This is a genomic window from Caballeronia sp. Sq4a (genome assembly GCF_023170545.1).
In the GTDB taxonomy this organism is placed as follows: domain Bacteria; phylum Pseudomonadota; class Gammaproteobacteria; order Burkholderiales; family Burkholderiaceae; genus Caballeronia.
Window position 1 is genome coordinate 625,880 of the sequence record NZ_CP084252.1, and the last position, 15,712, is coordinate 641,591.

15 protein-coding genes are annotated in these 15,712 nt (G+C 62.3%); 2 read left to right on the top strand and 13 right to left on the bottom strand.

What is annotated here, in order from left to right:
* Window positions 1-13: 13 nt before the first annotated feature.
* Window positions 14-1,054, bottom strand: coding sequence for a LacI family DNA-binding transcriptional regulator (locus LDZ24_RS22415; RefSeq protein ID WP_248323424.1), 1,041 nt, complete (start codon window positions 1,052-1,054; stop codon window positions 14-16).
* Window positions 1,055-1,147: 93 nt separating this feature from the next.
* On the opposite strand from LDZ24_RS22415, the gene LDZ24_RS22420 reads away from it, so the two are divergent.
* On the top strand, window positions 1,148-2,338 hold the full coding sequence (locus LDZ24_RS22420; protein ID WP_248323425.1) for a phytanoyl-CoA dioxygenase family protein: 1,191 nt from the start codon (window positions 1,148-1,150) through the stop codon (window positions 2,336-2,338).
* Window positions 2,339-2,352: 14 nt separating this feature from the next.
* Here LDZ24_RS22420 and LDZ24_RS22425 read toward each other — a convergent pair whose 3' ends face one another.
* Window positions 2,353-3,186 carry an oxidoreductase gene (locus LDZ24_RS22425; protein WP_248323426.1) on the bottom strand — a complete coding sequence of 278 codons (834 nt, stop codon included), beginning with the start codon at window positions 3,184-3,186 and terminating at the stop codon, window positions 2,353-2,355.
* Window positions 3,187-3,293: 107 nt separating this feature from the next.
* Here LDZ24_RS22425 and LDZ24_RS22430 point away from each other — a divergent pair, with 107 nt between their 5' ends.
* A complete protein-coding gene (locus tag LDZ24_RS22430; protein WP_248323427.1) occupies window positions 3,294-4,274 on the top strand; it encodes an AraC family transcriptional regulator in 981 nt (326 codons plus the stop codon).
* A 16-nt stretch (window positions 4,275-4,290) separates the two neighbouring features.
* Here the strand turns inward: LDZ24_RS22430 and LDZ24_RS22435 are convergent, their stop codons facing one another.
* The 11 genes from LDZ24_RS22435 to LDZ24_RS22485 all read right to left on the bottom strand — a co-directional run bounded on the left by LDZ24_RS22435 (window position 4,291) and on the right by LDZ24_RS22485 (window position 15,593).
* The gene (locus LDZ24_RS22435) at window positions 4,291-4,899 is read right to left on the bottom strand and encodes a c-type cytochrome (RefSeq protein WP_248323428.1); all 609 of its coding nucleotides are present in this window, start codon (window positions 4,897-4,899) and stop codon (window positions 4,291-4,293) included.
* The gene (gene soxC, locus LDZ24_RS22440; RefSeq protein WP_248323429.1) at window positions 4,892-6,184 is read right to left on the bottom strand and encodes a sulfite dehydrogenase; all 1,293 of its coding nucleotides are present in this window, start codon (window positions 6,182-6,184) and stop codon (window positions 4,892-4,894) included. Before soxC ends, LDZ24_RS22435 begins: the two co-directional genes overlap by 8 nt.
* 173 nt (window positions 6,185-6,357) lie before the next feature.
* Window positions 6,358-7,152, bottom strand: a complete 795-nt coding sequence (locus LDZ24_RS22445) for a glucose 1-dehydrogenase (protein ID WP_208454799.1) — start codon at window positions 7,150-7,152, stop codon at window positions 6,358-6,360.
* 16 nt (window positions 7,153-7,168) lie between these two features.
* A complete protein-coding gene (locus tag LDZ24_RS22450; protein WP_248323430.1) occupies window positions 7,169-8,629 on the bottom strand; it encodes an FGGY family carbohydrate kinase in 1,461 nt (486 codons plus the stop codon).
* 10 nt (window positions 8,630-8,639) lie between these two features.
* Window positions 8,640-9,722: an ABC transporter permease gene (locus LDZ24_RS22455; RefSeq protein ID WP_248323431.1), complete on the bottom strand. Its 1,083-nt coding sequence runs from the start codon at window positions 9,720-9,722 to the stop codon at window positions 8,640-8,642.
* Between the two features lie 19 nt (window positions 9,723-9,741).
* On the bottom strand, window positions 9,742-11,289 hold the full coding sequence (locus LDZ24_RS22460; RefSeq protein WP_248323432.1) for a sugar ABC transporter ATP-binding protein: 1,548 nt from the start codon (window positions 11,287-11,289) through the stop codon (window positions 9,742-9,744).
* Complete coding sequence (locus LDZ24_RS22465) at window positions 11,286-11,921, bottom strand: DUF2291 family protein (RefSeq protein ID WP_248323433.1); 636 nt, start codon at window positions 11,919-11,921, stop codon at window positions 11,286-11,288. Before LDZ24_RS22465 ends, LDZ24_RS22460 begins: the two co-directional genes overlap by 4 nt.
* 75 nt (window positions 11,922-11,996) lie before the next feature.
* Window positions 11,997-12,941, bottom strand: coding sequence for a D-ribose ABC transporter substrate-binding protein (locus tag LDZ24_RS22470; RefSeq protein ID WP_248323434.1), 945 nt, complete (start codon window positions 12,939-12,941; stop codon window positions 11,997-11,999).
* Between the two features lie 48 nt (window positions 12,942-12,989).
* Window positions 12,990-13,787: a GolD/DthD family dehydrogenase gene (locus LDZ24_RS22475; protein ID WP_248323435.1), complete on the bottom strand. Its 798-nt coding sequence runs from the start codon at window positions 13,785-13,787 to the stop codon at window positions 12,990-12,992.
* Window positions 13,788-13,801: 14 nt separating this feature from the next.
* Window positions 13,802-14,746 (bottom strand): transketolase family protein, encoded by a 945-nt coding sequence (locus LDZ24_RS22480; protein ID WP_248323436.1) that lies wholly within the window; start codon window positions 14,744-14,746, stop codon window positions 13,802-13,804.
* Window positions 14,739-15,593, bottom strand: a complete 855-nt coding sequence (locus tag LDZ24_RS22485; protein ID WP_244851035.1) for a transketolase — start codon at window positions 15,591-15,593, stop codon at window positions 14,739-14,741. Before LDZ24_RS22485 ends, LDZ24_RS22480 begins: the two co-directional genes overlap by 8 nt.
* Between the last annotated feature and the right edge of the window lie 119 nt (window positions 15,594-15,712).

The following is a 15,712-nucleotide window of genomic DNA, read 5'->3' on the forward strand; positions in this document are numbered from 1 at the left end:
GACAACGACGGCGCTAGCGAAACCGGCTCGCGATATGGTCGGGGATATTTTCCGGTGTCACCACGACGACCGAAGAAGACGGCGCAATCGCGGAAGCAGGAATGAGCCGATGGTAGTGCATGATGTGCTGGCAAGCCGAACGCATGTCCTGACGCAAGTCGTGGTGAAGGATGGCTTGCACCTTACGCTCGCGCAGCAAGCCAACGTTGTCGCGGTCGAGATCATGCCCGATGAAGCAAAGCGGGCGCTGATTCGCCGCCTCCAGCACTTTCAGCACGGCCGCATTGCCGCCGCCCATCGAGTACACCGCGGCAATCTTCGAACGCGTGGTAACGACTTTGCGCATGCGCTCTTCGGTTTGCATGTTGAGGCCGTGTCCGCCGCTCGCATCGAGCAGATCGAGGTTCGGATAACTCACGCGCAGCGCGCGTCGAAAGCTCGCCTCGCGCTCTTCTTCTCCTCTGAAGCCTTCGTCGCTCATGGTGACGAGCACCGTTCCGTTAAGACCGCGTAGCCACTGGCCGATGAGATACGCCGCCGTCGCGCCCGCCACGCGATTGTCCAGCCCGGCATACGCGATGCGTGCCGACAGCGGGATGTCCGTGAACGTGGTCACGACCGGTATGCCCATTGTCTTCAACGCGCCGATCGCCTCTGAAATCTCGGGGACGTCACGCGCTTTCAGCACCACACCGTGACTGCCCCGGCGCCCTATCGAGCGAAGCGTTTCGACGACCTCGGCGGTCCCCATGGTTTCCCGCATGAAGAAGCGCGGTCGTAGCACGACGGGATGGAATGCAGGCAACTCCGCTTCGAGTGCCTCCTGAATCTCGGTGGTAAAACGGGACGGGGCTTCGACCACGACATCGATGATGAGCTTGCGTCCCGTCGTCGCGAGTTGCAGCGCCTGCTTCTCCAGCTCGCGAATCGCCTGCTCGACGCGTCTGCGCGTGCCTTCGCGCACGTTGGGGCGCCCGTTCAACACGCGATCCACCGTGGCGACGCCGACGCCCGCCTGCAAGGCGATCTCCTTCACGAGGAACCGATGAGCCATCGAAACGCCCGGATTTTGATGGTTTTTTGATGCGTTTATGGTAACGCGCGCCGCGACGATGCGTCTATGCTAGGGAAAAAACCGGAGCGAGACATGGATGCCACGAATGAACGCCACGAGACGTTAGCCACGAACTGGTATCGCGAAAGCGACTGCTCGCTCGAAGCATTCGCGCAACAGCTGCAAAGAAAAAGCGATGTGGTCCTGCGATTCGCGGCCGAGACGCAACGCGATATTCCCATCTACGATTGCCGCGCGCTTGATGAAGCGTTGATCGATCCTGTCAGGCAACAGGCGTTGCAGGCAGAATGGGCGAACGTGCTGCTCGACGGCGCGGGCGTGCTCGTGCTCAAGCGCGCGTTTCGCGATACATCGCCCGTCGACGACGCGACGCATATCTTCGATTCGATTATCAGACAGGAACGGGAATCGGGCGCGCGCGGCGCTGACCACTTCGCCAAAGCAGGCGCGAACGATCGCATCTGGAACGCGCACGAAAAGCTGTGCCTCGCGGCGCCCTCGGTGTTCGCGCGTTATTTCTCGAACGCGTTCATCGCGAGCGTCGCGCAGGCGTGGCTCGGACCCGGCTTTCAGATGACAACGCAGGTCAACGTCGTTCGTCCTGGCGGCGCGGCGCAGCAGGCGCATCGGGACTATCATCTCGGCTTTCAGACGGTTGAAGAAGTGCAGCGTTTCCCGGCGCATGTCCATGCGATGTCGCCGTTGCTGACGCTTCAGGGCGCCGTCGCGCACAGCGACATGCCGATAGAAAGCGGGCCTACGAAACTGCTTCCATTTTCGCAGCGTTACGCGCCGGGTTATCTCGCGTGGCGACGTCCCGACTTTCGCGACTTCTTCGAAACGCATTGTGTGCAGTTGCCGCTCGCCAAGGGCGACGCGCTCTTCTTCAATCCGGCGCTATTCCATGCGGCCGGCGCTAACCGCACGCAAGACGTGCAGCGCATGGCGAATCTCTTGCAGATATCTTCGGCGTATGGACGCGCGATGGAAACGCTCGATCGCACGCGCATGTGCGAAGCCGTTTATCCCGTGCTGCTGGACTATCGGGCGAGAGGCCGGTTCACGGCGACTGACATCGATTGCGTGATTGCATCGACCGCTGAAGGCTATGCGTTCCCGACCAATCTCGATCGCGATCCGCCAGTGGGCGGTCTCGCGCCCGAGAGCCAGCAAGCGCTGATGCGCCGGGCGCTCGACGAAGCATGGAACGCATCCACGCTTCGCGAGGCCCTTCGACATCAGGCGTGGAAGCGACTCAGCTGAAGCAGGTCGCCGCATTAGCCGTCAGTGGATCGCGTGAGCGTTTCCCACTGGCTGATCTCGTCAGCGAGCGCGGTCAGCTTGTCGCGCACGAGACCGAGCGCGTCACTGCCGAGCAAGAGATGCACGGGTGGCGCGTCGCTCGCGATGACGGCCAGCATCGCGCGCGCCGCCTTCACCGGGTCGCCGAGCTGCTTGCCGCTCTTGTCCTCGCGCGCCCGGCGAATCGGATCGAAGAGCGCATCGTAATCGGCAATCGAACGAGGCGTGCGCGCCATCGAGCGGCCAGCCCAGTCGGTGCGGAACGAACCCGGCGCCACTGCCGTCACGGCAATGCCGAACGATTTCACTTCCTTCGCCAGCGTCTCGGAGATGCCTTCCAGCGCGAACTTGCTGCCGCAATAGTAGGCGATGCCGGGCATCGTGATGAAGCCGCCCATCGACGTGATGTTGAGAATGTGACCCTTGCGCCGCGCGCGCATGCCGGGCAGCACGGCCTTCATCATCGCGACCGCGCCGAACACGTTCACGTCGAACTGTCGACGCATCTCGGCGAGCGGCGATTCTTCCATCACGCCTTCGTGACCGTAGCCCGCGTTGTTGACGAGCACGTCGATGGGACCGATGGTCGACTCGATCCTGGCCACGACGCCTTCGATTGCGTCGAAGTCCGTCACATCGAGCAGGCGGCCCACGGCCCTGTCCGGCGCGAGGGCTTCGAAGTCCTGCTTCGCCTGCTCGCTTCGCACAGTGCCGATCACGCGATGGCCTGCCGCGAGCGCTTCCTGAGCGAGTGCCCGGCCGAAGCCGCTGCTGACGCCGGTGATGAGCAGAGTCCGGTTGGATGACATATGCACCTCTACGATGGAATTGAAAGAGAGTGCATAGTATTCTTTGCACCAACGCGCTTTAAGGCCGGATATTCTGCTTTTATTGCCTATTCTTATCGTCGCCTTCCATGTCATCGAGAAAGACCGCCGCCGCTTTCCGCCAGGTCGCGCAGTCCTCCGTGGACGAGCGCGAGCGTATCGTGGACCTGCTGCGCGCACTGGCGCCCAATGAAGGCTACAACCTGACGCCGCTACCCGACGTGCGCATCCTGCGTTCGGACCGCGCGTTGTCGCGCACGCCTGTGCTCTACGATCCGGGCATCGTGATCGTCTGTCAGGGACGCAAGCGCGGCTATTTCGGCGATCAGGTGTATCTGTACGACGAGCTGCATTATCTGGCCGTCGCAGTGCCCGTGCCCTTCACGATGGAAACCGACGCGACGCCCGAGCATCCGCTCTTGGCCATCTACATGCATCTGGATTTTCAGGTGGCGGCAGAGCTGATGATTCAGATCGACCGTCATCACATGCCGGCGCGCGCGGAACCACCGCAAAGCATGATGTCGAGTCCGATGGATGCCGACTTGCGCCTGTCGGTCCTGCGCTTTCTGCAAGCGTTGAGCCGGCCGCTCGATGCAGCCGTTCTCGGTCCCGCGCTGGTGCGTGAGCTGTACTTTCGCGTGCTGACCGGCGCGCAAGGTCATGCGATGCGCTCGGCGCTCGCGATGCAGGGGCAGTTCGGCAAGATCGGCAAGGCGTTGCGCCGCATTCACGCGACCTACGCGCAGCCGCTCAATCTCACGCAACTGGCGCGCGAAGCGGGCATGAGCGTGCCGACCTTCCACAGTCATTTCAAGGCCATCACGCACACGTCGCCCATGCAGTATCTCAAGTCGACGCGGCTGCATCAGGCGCGTCTCTTGATGGTGCGTCAGGACATGACGGCGGAGGCGGCGTGTCATGCAGTGGGCTATGCGAGCGCCTCGCAATTCAATCGGGAATTCAAGCGCCTCTTCGGAACGACGCCGGCCGCCGAAACGAAGCGCATGCGCGAGAGCTTCGCCGTTCCGCCGCCGTTTGCCGGCGCGGAGTACGTTTCATCGCATTAGGCGAGCGCGCGCGACATCACAGATGACCCGGCCGCGGGTCCGGCACGAAGCCGTCGCGATTCGGCATGCGGATGGCAGCGAGCGAATGCGCGTCCAGCCGCGCGTCGTCGGGCACGATGCCGTTGCGGTTGAGCATCCATGCGCTCAACGCGTACACCTCGTCTGCGCTCAGCGATTGCGGCGCGTTATAAGGCATCGCGCGGCGGATGTAGTCGAAGAGCGTCGTGGCATACGGCCAGTAGCTGCCGACCGTGCGCACCGGCTTGTCGCTCGCGAGCGTGCCGCGTCCGCCGATGAGCCGGTCGCCCAGGCCGCCTTCGCCGTTCGCGCCGTGACACGCGGCGCACTTCGCGGCGAAGATGTGCGCGCCGGTCGCCACGTCTCCGCTGCCTGCGGGCAGGCCACGGCCATCGGGCGCGACATCGATGTTCCATGCGGCGATTTCCGTCGCGGTCAACGGCGTGCCGATGACGTCGATGGCCGCGCGTTGGGTCGGGTCGTGCGTGAGCGCGTTCTGCGCGCCGTCATCGCGTGTGGGCGTGCTACAAGCAGCGAGCGATACCGCAGCGACGCCGATCATCAACGGCCGCAACAGACGATGCTTCAAAGCCGGGGCGTTATGCATTTTTCACGCTGCCATCGGCGCCGATGCGCCATTGCTGAATGCCGTTGTAGTGGTAATACGAGTTCAGCCCGCGCGCGGCGACCAGCGCCTCGCGCGTCGGCTGAACGTAGCCGGTCGAATCAGTGGCGCGCGAGAGAATCGCGGCAGGCTCGCCGTTCCAGACCCAGCCTGCATGAAAACGCGTCAACGCGCGATCCTTCGGCGGGCCGTCGAGTTGCGCTTCCTGCCATGAGCGCCCGCCGTCGGTCGACACCTCGACCTTGCGAATGGAGCCGCGCCCCGACCACGCGAGTCCGATGATCGGGTAATAGCCGTGAACCGTGAGCCGATGCCCCGGCGACGGCCGCGTGATGACCGATTTCGCATCCATCTCGAACACGAACTGGCGCGCCTGCCCGTTCGCGACCGGGTCCGTGTATTTCGACGTTTCCTCGCGCGTTTCCAGCGGCGCGTCGACGAACTTCAGCCTGCGCAGCCACTTCACGTTCGTATTGCCCTCGAAGCCGGGCACCACGAGCCGCAGCGGATAGCCGTTCTCCGGCCGCAGGCGCTCGCCGTTCTGCGCATAGACGACGAGCGCGCGGTCGAGAATGCGATCGAGCGGCAGGCTGCGCGTCATCGCGGCGGCGTCGGCGCCTTCCGCGAGCATCCAGCGCGGCGTCTGACCGTCACTGGCCGCGAGACCGCCTGCGGCTCCGATCAGCGTCGAAAGCCGCACGCCGGTCCACTCGCAGCACGACAACAAGCCGTGCGTCATCTGAACCGGCAGACCGCTCGGCCCTTTCCATTCGCTTGCGGTGTTGCCCGAACATTCCAGAAAGTACACGCGCGATTCGGATGGCAGCCGCAGCAAGTCGTCCATCGTGAAGAGCTTCGGCTCGCGCACGAGACCGTGAATCGCAAGCCGATGCTGATCCGGATCGATGTCGGGCACGCCCGCATGATGCCGCTCGTAGACGAGCCCGTTCGGCGTGATCGCGCCATGCAGATCGGCGAGCGGCGTCAGCGACGAAGCCTGGCCCGGCACGGGGAACGCGCGGGCCGCGCGCCGCACGACGTTCGCTTCGTGCGGCGACGGCACGCCATATGGATGTTCGAGAATCGGCGCGCCGGGCGTGCGCGTCCACGGCTGAACCGAGAGCGGCTGCAACAGCGAGGACGCAGCGTTGGCGCTCGGCGCCACCACTGCCGAGACTGCGAGACCGCGCAACATCCGACGGCGCGATGGCGATGCAGTTCTGTCGGTATTCGCGGAAGGCGATGAAATGCGGGGAGTTCGCGGCATGCTTGGGGCGCCGGGGGAGAGTGTCGGTCAGGGGGAACAGTATAGGACGCGCCTTGCGGAACGCACAGCCCTGGTTTCGCCTATCGATATGAGGCCGGATCATAAGCGCACGTCGCAGCGTTGCGCGTCGACGTTTACTTAGTCATCCCGAACGACACATGCTCATCATCGCATCACGACATGAACATGCCGCCGTCCACGTTGACCGTCTGACCGGTGATGTACGCGGCGTCGTCCGAGGCCAGGAATGTCACCAGGCCCGCGACGTCACCGCCATTGCCGGCACGCTTCATCGGAATGTTCGCAACCCATTCGGCCATCAACTCGCCGGGTTTGTAATCGCCCAGCAGTTTGCCCCACGCTTCGTCGTTATACGACCACATGTCCGTCGTGATGATGCCCGGGCAGAACGCGTTCACCGTGATGCCGGTCGGCGCGAGTTCCTTCGCGAGACTCTGCGTGATGCCGAGCACGCCGAACTTGCTCGCAGCGTAATGCGGCGTGTAGACGAAACCCTGCCGCGCCTGACCCGACGCCGTGTTGATGAGCCGCCCCGCTTTGCCTGCGCGCAGCATGCGGGTGGCCGCTTCCTGGCAGCACAGAAAAACGCCTTTGGTATTTACGGCCATGACCTTGTCCCACTCGCTTTCAGTCAGGTCCGGCAACTTGGCGATGGTGATGACCCCCGCGTTCTGCACCGACACGTCCACTTCGCCGAGCTTGCTCGCGACTTCCTCATACAGTGCGACGACCTGAGCCTTATCCGTCACGTCCGTTTCGACGGAAAGCGCGTCGAAGCCCGATTCGCGCAGACGGGCGGCCGCATCGTGAACGCTCTTTTCGTTCGCACTGACGCACACCTTCGCGCCTTCCTGCGCGAACCGCTCCGCAATGGCGAGACCGATGCCACGACTGCCACCCGTCACGACCACGACTTTGTTCTCGAACCGCTTCAATTGTTGCGCCACTGAGATTCTCCGGGAGTTAAAGACGCTCGATCCATCGCAGCCATTGCCCATGATTCTCCGCAGCCGCTTCGACACCGCTGCCCGGCTCGACGCGTCGTGCCACGACACGATGCGTCTGCCAATCGTCGAGCGATGCCACGATGCCCGCCTGATACGCCGCGAGCGCCGCCGCGCCCGACGCCGAAATCTCGCTGACCGCGAGCGTGCTGACAGGCCGATTCAACGTGTCCGACAGAAATTGCAAAAGAAACGGACGCTGCGTGAGGCCGCCGTCGAGGTACAACTGCGCGAGCGGCACGTCGGCCGCCTGCTCCATCACGTTGATAACGTCCTTGATCTGATAGACGATGGATTCATACGCCGCGCGCGCCACGTGCTGCCACGACGTCGAAAAGTTGAGTCCGACGATCTGCGCGCCGCCCGGATACTTCCAGTGCGGACAGCCGATGCCCGAGAACGATGGAATCACGAATACGCCGCCGTTGTCGTACTCGGTGAAGGCCTGCTCGGCCTTGGCGAAATCGTCGAACAGGTTGAGCTTTTCCTTCAGAAACGCGGGCGTCGATCCCGCGCTGATGATGATCCCTTCTAGCGCGTAGTCCACGCGCTTGTCGGTGGCGAAACAGAGCGTCGAGACGAGGCCGTGTTCGGGCTCGCGCGCCTTCCCGCCGACGTTCATCATGATGGACGATCCCGTGCCCATCGTCGCCTTCGCGACACCGGGACTCAGGCACCCTTCGCCGACGGCGGCGGCGTGTGAATCGCCGATCATCGAAAGAATAGGCAATGGCGCCGCGAGCAGGCCGTCGAAATCGGTCATGCCGAAGTCGGACGCAGACGGCCGAAGCTCGGGCAAGCGCAGTCCTTGCAGGCCGAACGTCTCGATGAGTTCGCGATCCCATTCCAGCGTGCGAAGATTCAGCAGCATGGTGCGCGACGCATTCGTCACGTCGGTGCAATACGCCGCGCCGTTCGTCAGCCGATACAGCAGCCAGCTATCGACCGTGCCGAAGTACGCGTCGCCTGCCGCGATATGCGCGCGCACGCGTTCATCGTTCTCGTTGAGCCAGATGAGTTTGGTGCCTGAAAAATACGGGTCGATCAGCAAGCCCGTCTTTTGTGCGATGAGCGGCTGCAAGCCGTCGCGCTTGAGCCGTTCGCAGATGCCGAGCGATCGCTGGCATTGCCACGACACGCCTGGGGCGATCGGCTCGCCCTTCGCGTTCCATAAGACGACCGTCTCGCGCTGATTCGATATGCCGATGCCCGCTATGTCGCCTTTGAATCCACTCAGGCATTCGTCCACGGCTTTCAGCACGGATGCGTACAACGCATTCGTATCCTGTTCGACGAAGCCCGCGCGCGGCGTGGTGCATGTAACCGGCGCGAAGCCGCGCGCATGAACCTGTCCGGTCTGGTCGAAGACGAGGGCCTTCGTGCCGCTCGTGCCCTGATCAATGGCGAGAATATGGCTCATGGTCTAGTCCTCACGCGGTCAGCGAGACCATGCGCGACTGAAGCCGCTGCTGCAACTGGTCGATGACCACCGCGAAGATAATGACGAGGCCCTTAATGACCATTTGCCAGAAATCGCTGATGCCGCACATCACCATGCCGTCGCCCAGAATGCTGATCACGCACGCACCGACGACGGAGCCGAATACCGTGCCGCGTCCCCCCATGAGCGCGGTGCCGCCGAGCACGACCGCCGCGATGGCGTTCAGTTCATAGGTCTGTCCCGTCAACGGGTGCGCCGTCTGCAACTGCGCCGTGATCACGAGTCCGACAATCGCCGCGCAGAATCCCGAGAACATGTAGACGAATAGCTTGACGCGATTCGTTCGGATTCCCGAGAATCGCGCCGCTTGCTCATTGCCGCCGATGGCATAAATGCGGCGGCCGAGCGGCGTCTTGCGCGCGACGAAGATGGTAATGGCCGCGAGCACCAGCATGATCCACACCGGCATCGAGAGGCCGAGAATCGTGCCGTTGCCGATGAACTCAAAGCCCGTGTTGCCGAGTGCCGGATTGCCTTCGAGGTCCGCGAAGGTGCTGCCGTTGTTAACCAGCAGCGCCGCGCCGCGCACCACATACAGCATGCCGAGCGTCGCGATAAACGGCGCGACGTTGAGCATGGTGATGAGGTAACCGTTCACCGCGCCGATCAACGCGCCCAGCAAACACGCGATGATCGTCACGCCCCACGGATTGAAGAACACGATGTGATGCCCGATCTTCACGCCTTCGAGCAACAGGTATCCCGCCGCCATGCCGCTAATGCCGACGATGGAGCCCACCGACAAGTCGATACCGCCCGTCAGGATCACGAGCGTCATGCCGATGGAAAGAATCGCCACCACGGTGACATGCTTCGCCATGATGAGCAGGTTGCCGGTCGAGAGGAAGCTCTCGGTGGCGAGCGAGAACACGATGATGATCGCGAATAGCGCGATAAAGATGCGCAGCTTGAGCAGATTGACCGCGACGCGCGACGCCACATAGGCGCCGTGCCGGTTGTGCTTCGCATGCACCGGCGTGACCGGCGGGTTGCTGCTGTTGGGTGTATTCATGGTTCGGATCTCGGTTGCCTCACACTACGGCAGTCGCGGGCGTCGATGCGCGCACGATGCGTTCACTGTCGAATTGGGGCCGGTCGAGCACGGCGGTCAGCTTGCCGCTCGCCATCACGAAGACGCGGTTGGACACGGCCATCGCTTCGTCCAGCTCCGATGTCGCGTAGATCACGGCGATGCCCGACCGCGCGAGCAAGCTGATCGTCTTGTAGACGTCTTCTTTCGCGCCCACGTCGATGCCGCGCGTCGGTTCGTCCATCAACAACACTTTGGGCTTCGTCAACAGCGCCTTGCCGATGACGACCTTCTGCATGTTTCCGCCGGATAGCGACGTTATCGGCGCATCGACGGACGCAGCCTTGATGGCCAGTTTCTTCACGATGTCGTTGGCCGCTTCCACTTGTTTGTCGCGCGTGAGCGCACCGACGAAGCGCCGCGTGAACTTGCCGAGGCTGGACAGGGTCATGTTCTCGAGTATGGTCATCAGTTGCACCATGCCCTGCTTCTGGCGGTCTTCCGGCACGAGCGCGATGCCAGCCTCGATGCGCTTCGGTATCGGCAAGTCTTCGATGGCCTTGCCTGCGAGTTCTATCTCGCCAAGCGCGAGGGGATTCGCGCCAAGTAGCGATTCGAGCAACTCGGTGCGGCCCGCGCCCATCAATCCGTAAATGCCGATCACTTCGCCGGCACGCGCGGTAAAGGACACGTGATCGACCGCATAGATCCCGTTCGAACGCTTGAGCGCGAGGTCTTTCACCTTCAGCACTTCGCGGCCGATTTCGTGCTGCTCGAAGGCGAAACGCTTCTTCGAAGAGCCGACCATCGCTTCGATAATCCACGGAATGTCGATGTTGGCGATATCGTTCTCCGCCACGAGCCGCCCGTTGCGCAGCACGGTGATGCAATCGCCGATCGCCATGATCTCTTCGAGGCGATGCGAGATATAGATCACCGTCACGCCCTCTTCCTTGAGCTGGCCGATGATCTTGAAGAGAATCTCCACTTCCGTCTTCGAGAGCGCGGAAGTCGGCTCATCCATGATGAGCACCTTGATGTGCTTCGACAACGCCTTCGCTATCTCCACGAGCTGTTGCTGACCGACGTACAGATCGCCGAGCCGCGTGCGCGGATCGATCGCGATGTTCAGCCGGTCGAGCAGCACTTTCGCCTGGTGGTTCTCCATCTTCGAGCGGATCACGCCCGAGTTCGTGATCTCGTTGCCCGCGAAGATGTTCTCCGCCACCGTCATGTCCGGGAAGAGATTCAACTCCTGAAAGATGATGCCGATGCCGTGCTGCTCCGCACTGCGCACATCGGTGATCTGCGCGAGCTTCTCGTCGATCCAGATCTCGCCCGAGGTCGGCGTTTCCGCGCCCGCGAGCAGTTTCATCAGCGTAGACTTGCCAGCGCCGTTCTCGCCGATCAGCACGTTGACCTTGCCGCGCCGCACCTTATAGTCCACATCGACGAGCGCCGCCGTGCCCGGATACTGCTTCGACAGCCCGCGCGTTTCGATTACGTTGACGGGGTTCATCGTGCGGGCGGTATGCTGATTCTCGTTCATTTCCAGGCCACCGGAATCGCGCGGATCTCGCCTGCAGGCTCGCTCCAACTGCTATAGACGGCAGAGACATCGACCGGATCGCCGACCTTCAGCTTGAGCGAACTCTGCACCCGCGCCACGACGAGCTTGTTCAATTCCTGACCGAACGCGGCAAAGCGCGTCTGGTCGTCGAAGTCACTGTATTTGACGCCGGGAAAGCCGTCGCGCACGCCCGTGCCGATCACCACCGGACCTGTTTCGAGCGCGATCTGAACGGGATCGCCGCCGTTCGCGGGCGCCACTTCCACGTACGCCTTGCCGACGCGCGACGTCGAATCGATCTTCGTCACCTTGCCCTGCACGCGCAGCCAGAAGTTGCACGGGAAAGCATTGCTCTGACGGAATCCGTATTGCTTGCAGGCATCGTCGAAATTCTGGTTCAGCGCGCTGATGACCTGCGCCGCCGGCTTCGCGTTCTTGTCCGCGTAGGGAACCAACTGGTCGTTCAAAATCTTTGCGGCGTCCGGACCCTTGTGCTGGCCTTGCGCGCGAATATCCGCAAGTTCGATATCGGTGACGACGTGGCACGCCGGCAGACTGACGACGCAAAGCATCGACACCAGCCGCCAGCGCGCGAATACGGGATGAACCATGACGACCTCGACCTCACATGACAAGCCATGTGCGGGCGCAGCCCTTGCCGCGCCCGCACGGAGCAACAACGCGTACTACTTGTTGTAGTAGAAGTCCTTCACATGCGAAGCGTTGTCTTTCGTAATGAGAATGCCGCGCGTGAGCTGACGCTCCTGCTCGCCGGTCTTGCCGGTCTTGATGTATTTGTCGAGCAGATCGACGCCGTGAATCGCGATGCCCTGCGCCTGCAGCATCACGGTGGCCTTCAGCTTGCCCGCGAGCACGGAGTCGCGTTCGTCGTTGCTGCCGTCGATGCCCATGACGACCACGTCCTTATGTCCCGCCGAGTCCAGCGATGCAATCGCGCCGAGCGCAACCGGGCCATTGCCGCAAATCACGCCCTTGATGTTCGGATGCTCTTGCAAGATGGAATCCATCGCCTGCTTGCCGGGCAAAAGTGCGCCCTTCGCATCCTGACGCGCGACCATCTTGAGATCGGGATACTGGTCCAGCACCTGATGGAACGCCTGCGAGCGCGTCACGCAGTTTTTGTCCGCGAGGTTGCACGTTAGTTCGACGTACTCACCCTTCTCGCCGATGGCTTCCACGAAACGCTGCGCCACCTCGGTACCCGCTTGCAGGTTGTTATGGCTCAACTGCGCAATGGCGATCCCGTCCTTCGGAATCTCGCGGTTGATCAGCACCACGGGCACTTTCTTGTCCGCGGCTGCGCGCACCGTCGCGACGCTCGCGTTGGAATCGGCGTTATCGAGAATGATGCCCTTCACACCCTTGCCGATGACGAGATTGACCAGCTCGTTTTGCTTGTTCACGTCTTCGCCATGGGAAAGCACGATGGTGTCGTAGCCGAGCTTCTTCGCTTCTGCATCCGCGCCCTTCGCTTCGGCTGCGTAATACGGATTGTCGAGCGCATTGACGAGAATCGCGATGGTGCCTTGGCCTGCCGCATTGGCGGTGGCCGGCAACGCGGCGGCGAACGAAACGGCCACCGCTGCTGCAACTGCAAGCTTCTTCCACATGTTGTTGTCTCCGGTTTGTTTGTCTTTCTTCGACAGCGTTGGACTGGCTCAGGCGATCGTGTAGCCTCCGTCGATCATGATATCGGCGCCCGTGATCATGTCGGCGCCGTTCGAGAGCAGAAAGAGAATCGCGGCGGCGATTTCATCGGTATAGGCGAAGCGCCCTACAGGGATCAGCTTCTTCATGTTCTCGCCCTTCTCGCCTTCCCATGCGGCCGCGCCCATCGGCGTCAAGACGACGGTCGGCGAGACCGTGTTGACCGTAATGCCGCGCGGCGCCCATTCCTTCGCGAGCACCTTGGTCATGCCGATAAGGCCCGCTTTCGCCGACGTATACGCGCAATGCTGATCGATGGCGACGGTCGCAGCCTGCGACGCGATGTTCACGATCTTGCCGCCGTGACCGCTTGCCAGCACCACGCGCGCGAAGTGCTTCGAGCACAGGAAGGGACCGGTGAGATTCACGCCGATCTGCCGCTGCCATTCGTCGTAGCCGATGTTTTCCGCGGGCGTCAGCGTGATGCAGCCTGCGGCATTGACGAGTAAGTGCAGAGCGCCGAAATGGTCGTTAGCCGCTGCAATGGCCTTCTCGACGTCAGCCTCATTCGCGACATCGCAGGCAAAGGCTTTCGCGTTGTTCGCGCCGAGTTCTTCGATGGCGGCCTGCACGCGCGGTTCTTCGAAGCTCGGATAGAGAATCGCGACGCGTGCGCCCTTCGCGATCAGCGCGGCATTCGTCGCCATGGCGATGCCGCCGAGACCGCCCGTCACCACCGCGACCTTGCCATCGAGCCGGAAGTCAAAGTCCACGCCGTGGCGCAGCGACATGTCGTACTGAATGCTCATTCCCGTCTCCTCTCTTATTGAGCGCAGTGCGCGCGTACGGCATTCGCGATACCGGCCGCGTCGATGCCATAGTGTTTGCGGATGCCCTTGCGCGTGCCGTACTTGGCGAACTCGCCTTCGGTGATGCCGAGGGTCGTGAGCGGCCGCCCGATCTGCCGCCTCGCCATCAGCAACGCGACCGTCGCGCCGATGCCGCCGTGCAGCGAATGCTCCTCGACGGTCACGATGGTCTCGTGACGCTCGATGATCGAAGCGAGCGCGTCCTGATCCAGCGGCCGAAGCGACGAAAGGTTCACCAGCGTCGGATTAACGACGCCCTCTTTCTGAAGCGCTTCGCATGCGTCGAGCGCCTCGCCGACGACCGATCCCAGCGCAATCACCGCGACGCGCGATCCTTCGATCAGCACATCGGGACGGCCCGGCAGAAAGCGGTATGAGGCGTCATGCACCACGGGAAATTTCGCATTGTCGAGGCGGATGTAGACAGGCCCTTCTACCGATGCCGCGTAGTCGATCATTTGCGCGACTTCTGCCTCATCGCAGGGCGCGAAAATCTGCACGTTGCCGAAGCCGCTCATGATCGACAGGTCGTCGATAGCGTGATGCGTCGATGCGAGCGGCCCGTATGCGACGCCCGCGTTCAAGCCGAGCATCTTCACATTCGTCGCGCTGTAACAGACGTCGTTCTTCACCTGTTCGTTGGCGCGTCCGACGAGAAACGGCGCGGCGTTCGCCGTGAACACGATGTGTCCGCCGAGCGCGAGCCCCGCCGCCATGCCGACCATGTTTTGCTCAGCGATGCCCACATTGATGACGCGGTCCGGATAGCTTTCAAGGTACGGCCCGATCTTCGAGGTCGACGTCGAATCCGCGACCATCACGATGATGTCTTGCCCGGCCGCAGTCAGCCGGGTGATCGCGTTCACCGCGCCGTCGCGCAAGTCAGCGAGTTCACGCATGGTCGAGCTCCTTCAGCGCCTGCTTGAGTTGGTCTTCGTCGGGGAACTTGTGATGCCACGCCGGCACGTTCTCCATGAACGACACCCCTCGGCCCTTGATGGTGTGCGCGATGACGACTTTCGGCTTCCGATTGTCGTAGTCGAGACTTTCCATTAGTTTCCAAATGGCATCGGGCTGGTTTCCATTGACGTCGTGGACTTCGAAACCGAAAGCGCGAAACTTCTCGTCGAGCGGGTCCAGGTCCATGATGTTGTGCGTGAAGTCGGCGAGCTGAAGCCGGTTGCGGTCGACGATCACGACGAGGTTCGACAGTTCGAAGTGTGCCGCCGCCATCGCGGCTTCCCAGTTCGAGCCTTCTTCGAGTTCGCCGTCACCGGTCAGCACGAACACGCGGCCGGTGGCGCCTTCCGTCTTAGAAGCGTGACGCTGCTTCGCCATCGCGAGACCCGCGGCGATGGGAAAGCCGTGACCGAGACCGCCGGTATTGACGGTCACGAACGTCGGCAGCTTTTGGCGCACCGGGTGGCCCGGCAGGCGCGAATCGTCTTTCAGATACGTGAGCAGTTCTTCGTCGTTCAGCCACCCGAGTTCCGCGAAGCAGGAATAGAGACCGCCGACCCCGTGACCTTTGCTCAGAATGAATTCGTCATGCCAGCGCACCTTGCGCTCGGCATCGACTTCATAACGCATCACATGAAAATAGAGCGCCGCGAGAATGTCGGCCTCCGACATGTCGCCGCCCGTGTGACCGCTCTTGGCCGTCGCGTTCATCACGCAGATTTTCTTGCGGATCTCTTGCGCCCGGCGATGAAGCGCGTCGCCGGACTGCTTGAAGGGGTTTTCCATTCCCTGCTCCCAGACTTCCCGTTTGCTTGAAGGAAGTTTCTTTTAGTTTCTTTCGAAAGTCAAAGAGAAATCAAAGAAAAAGGGAAAACACCTAGTGAAGCACCACCGATCTTCTGATC

Bases quoted from the DNA above. Each gene is read 5' to 3' on its own strand.
- LDZ24_RS22485 (WP_244851035.1), bottom strand. From the start codon at position 15,593: ATGGAAAACCCCTTCAAGCAGTCCGGCGACGCGCTTCATCGCCGGGCG.
- LDZ24_RS22460 (WP_248323432.1), bottom strand. From the start codon at position 11,289: ATGAACGAGAATCAGCATACCGCCCGCACGATGAACCCCGTCAACGTA.
- LDZ24_RS22435 (WP_248323428.1), bottom strand. From the start codon at position 4,899: ATGCATAACGCCCCGGCTTTGAAGCATCGTCTGTTGCGGCCGTTGATG.
- LDZ24_RS22430 (WP_248323427.1), top strand. From the start codon at position 3,294: ATGTCATCGAGAAAGACCGCCGCCGCTTTCCGCCAGGTCGCGCAGTCC.
- LDZ24_RS22415 (WP_248323424.1), bottom strand. From the start codon at position 1,054: ATGGCTCATCGGTTCCTCGTGAAGGAGATCGCCTTGCAGGCGGGCGTC.
- LDZ24_RS22420 (WP_248323425.1), top strand. From the start codon at position 1,148: ATGGATGCCACGAATGAACGCCACGAGACGTTAGCCACGAACTGGTAT.
- LDZ24_RS22480 (WP_248323436.1), bottom strand. From the start codon at position 14,746: ATGCGTGAACTCGCTGACTTGCGCGACGGCGCGGTGAACGCGATCACC.
- LDZ24_RS22455 (WP_248323431.1), bottom strand. From the start codon at position 9,722: ATGAATACACCCAACAGCAGCAACCCGCCGGTCACGCCGGTGCATGCG.
- LDZ24_RS22470 (WP_248323434.1), bottom strand. From the start codon at position 12,941: ATGTGGAAGAAGCTTGCAGTTGCAGCAGCGGTGGCCGTTTCGTTCGCC.
- LDZ24_RS22475 (WP_248323435.1), bottom strand. From the start codon at position 13,787: ATGAGCATTCAGTACGACATGTCGCTGCGCCACGGCGTGGACTTTGAC.
- LDZ24_RS22450 (WP_248323430.1), bottom strand. From the start codon at position 8,629: ATGAGCCATATTCTCGCCATTGATCAGGGCACGAGCGGCACGAAGGCC.
- soxC (WP_248323429.1), bottom strand. From the start codon at position 6,184: ATGCCGCGAACTCCCCGCATTTCATCGCCTTCCGCGAATACCGACAGA.
- LDZ24_RS22465 (WP_248323433.1), bottom strand. From the start codon at position 11,921: ATGGTTCATCCCGTATTCGCGCGCTGGCGGCTGGTGTCGATGCTTTGC.
- LDZ24_RS22425 (WP_248323426.1), bottom strand. From the start codon at position 3,186: ATGTCATCCAACCGGACTCTGCTCATCACCGGCGTCAGCAGCGGCTTC.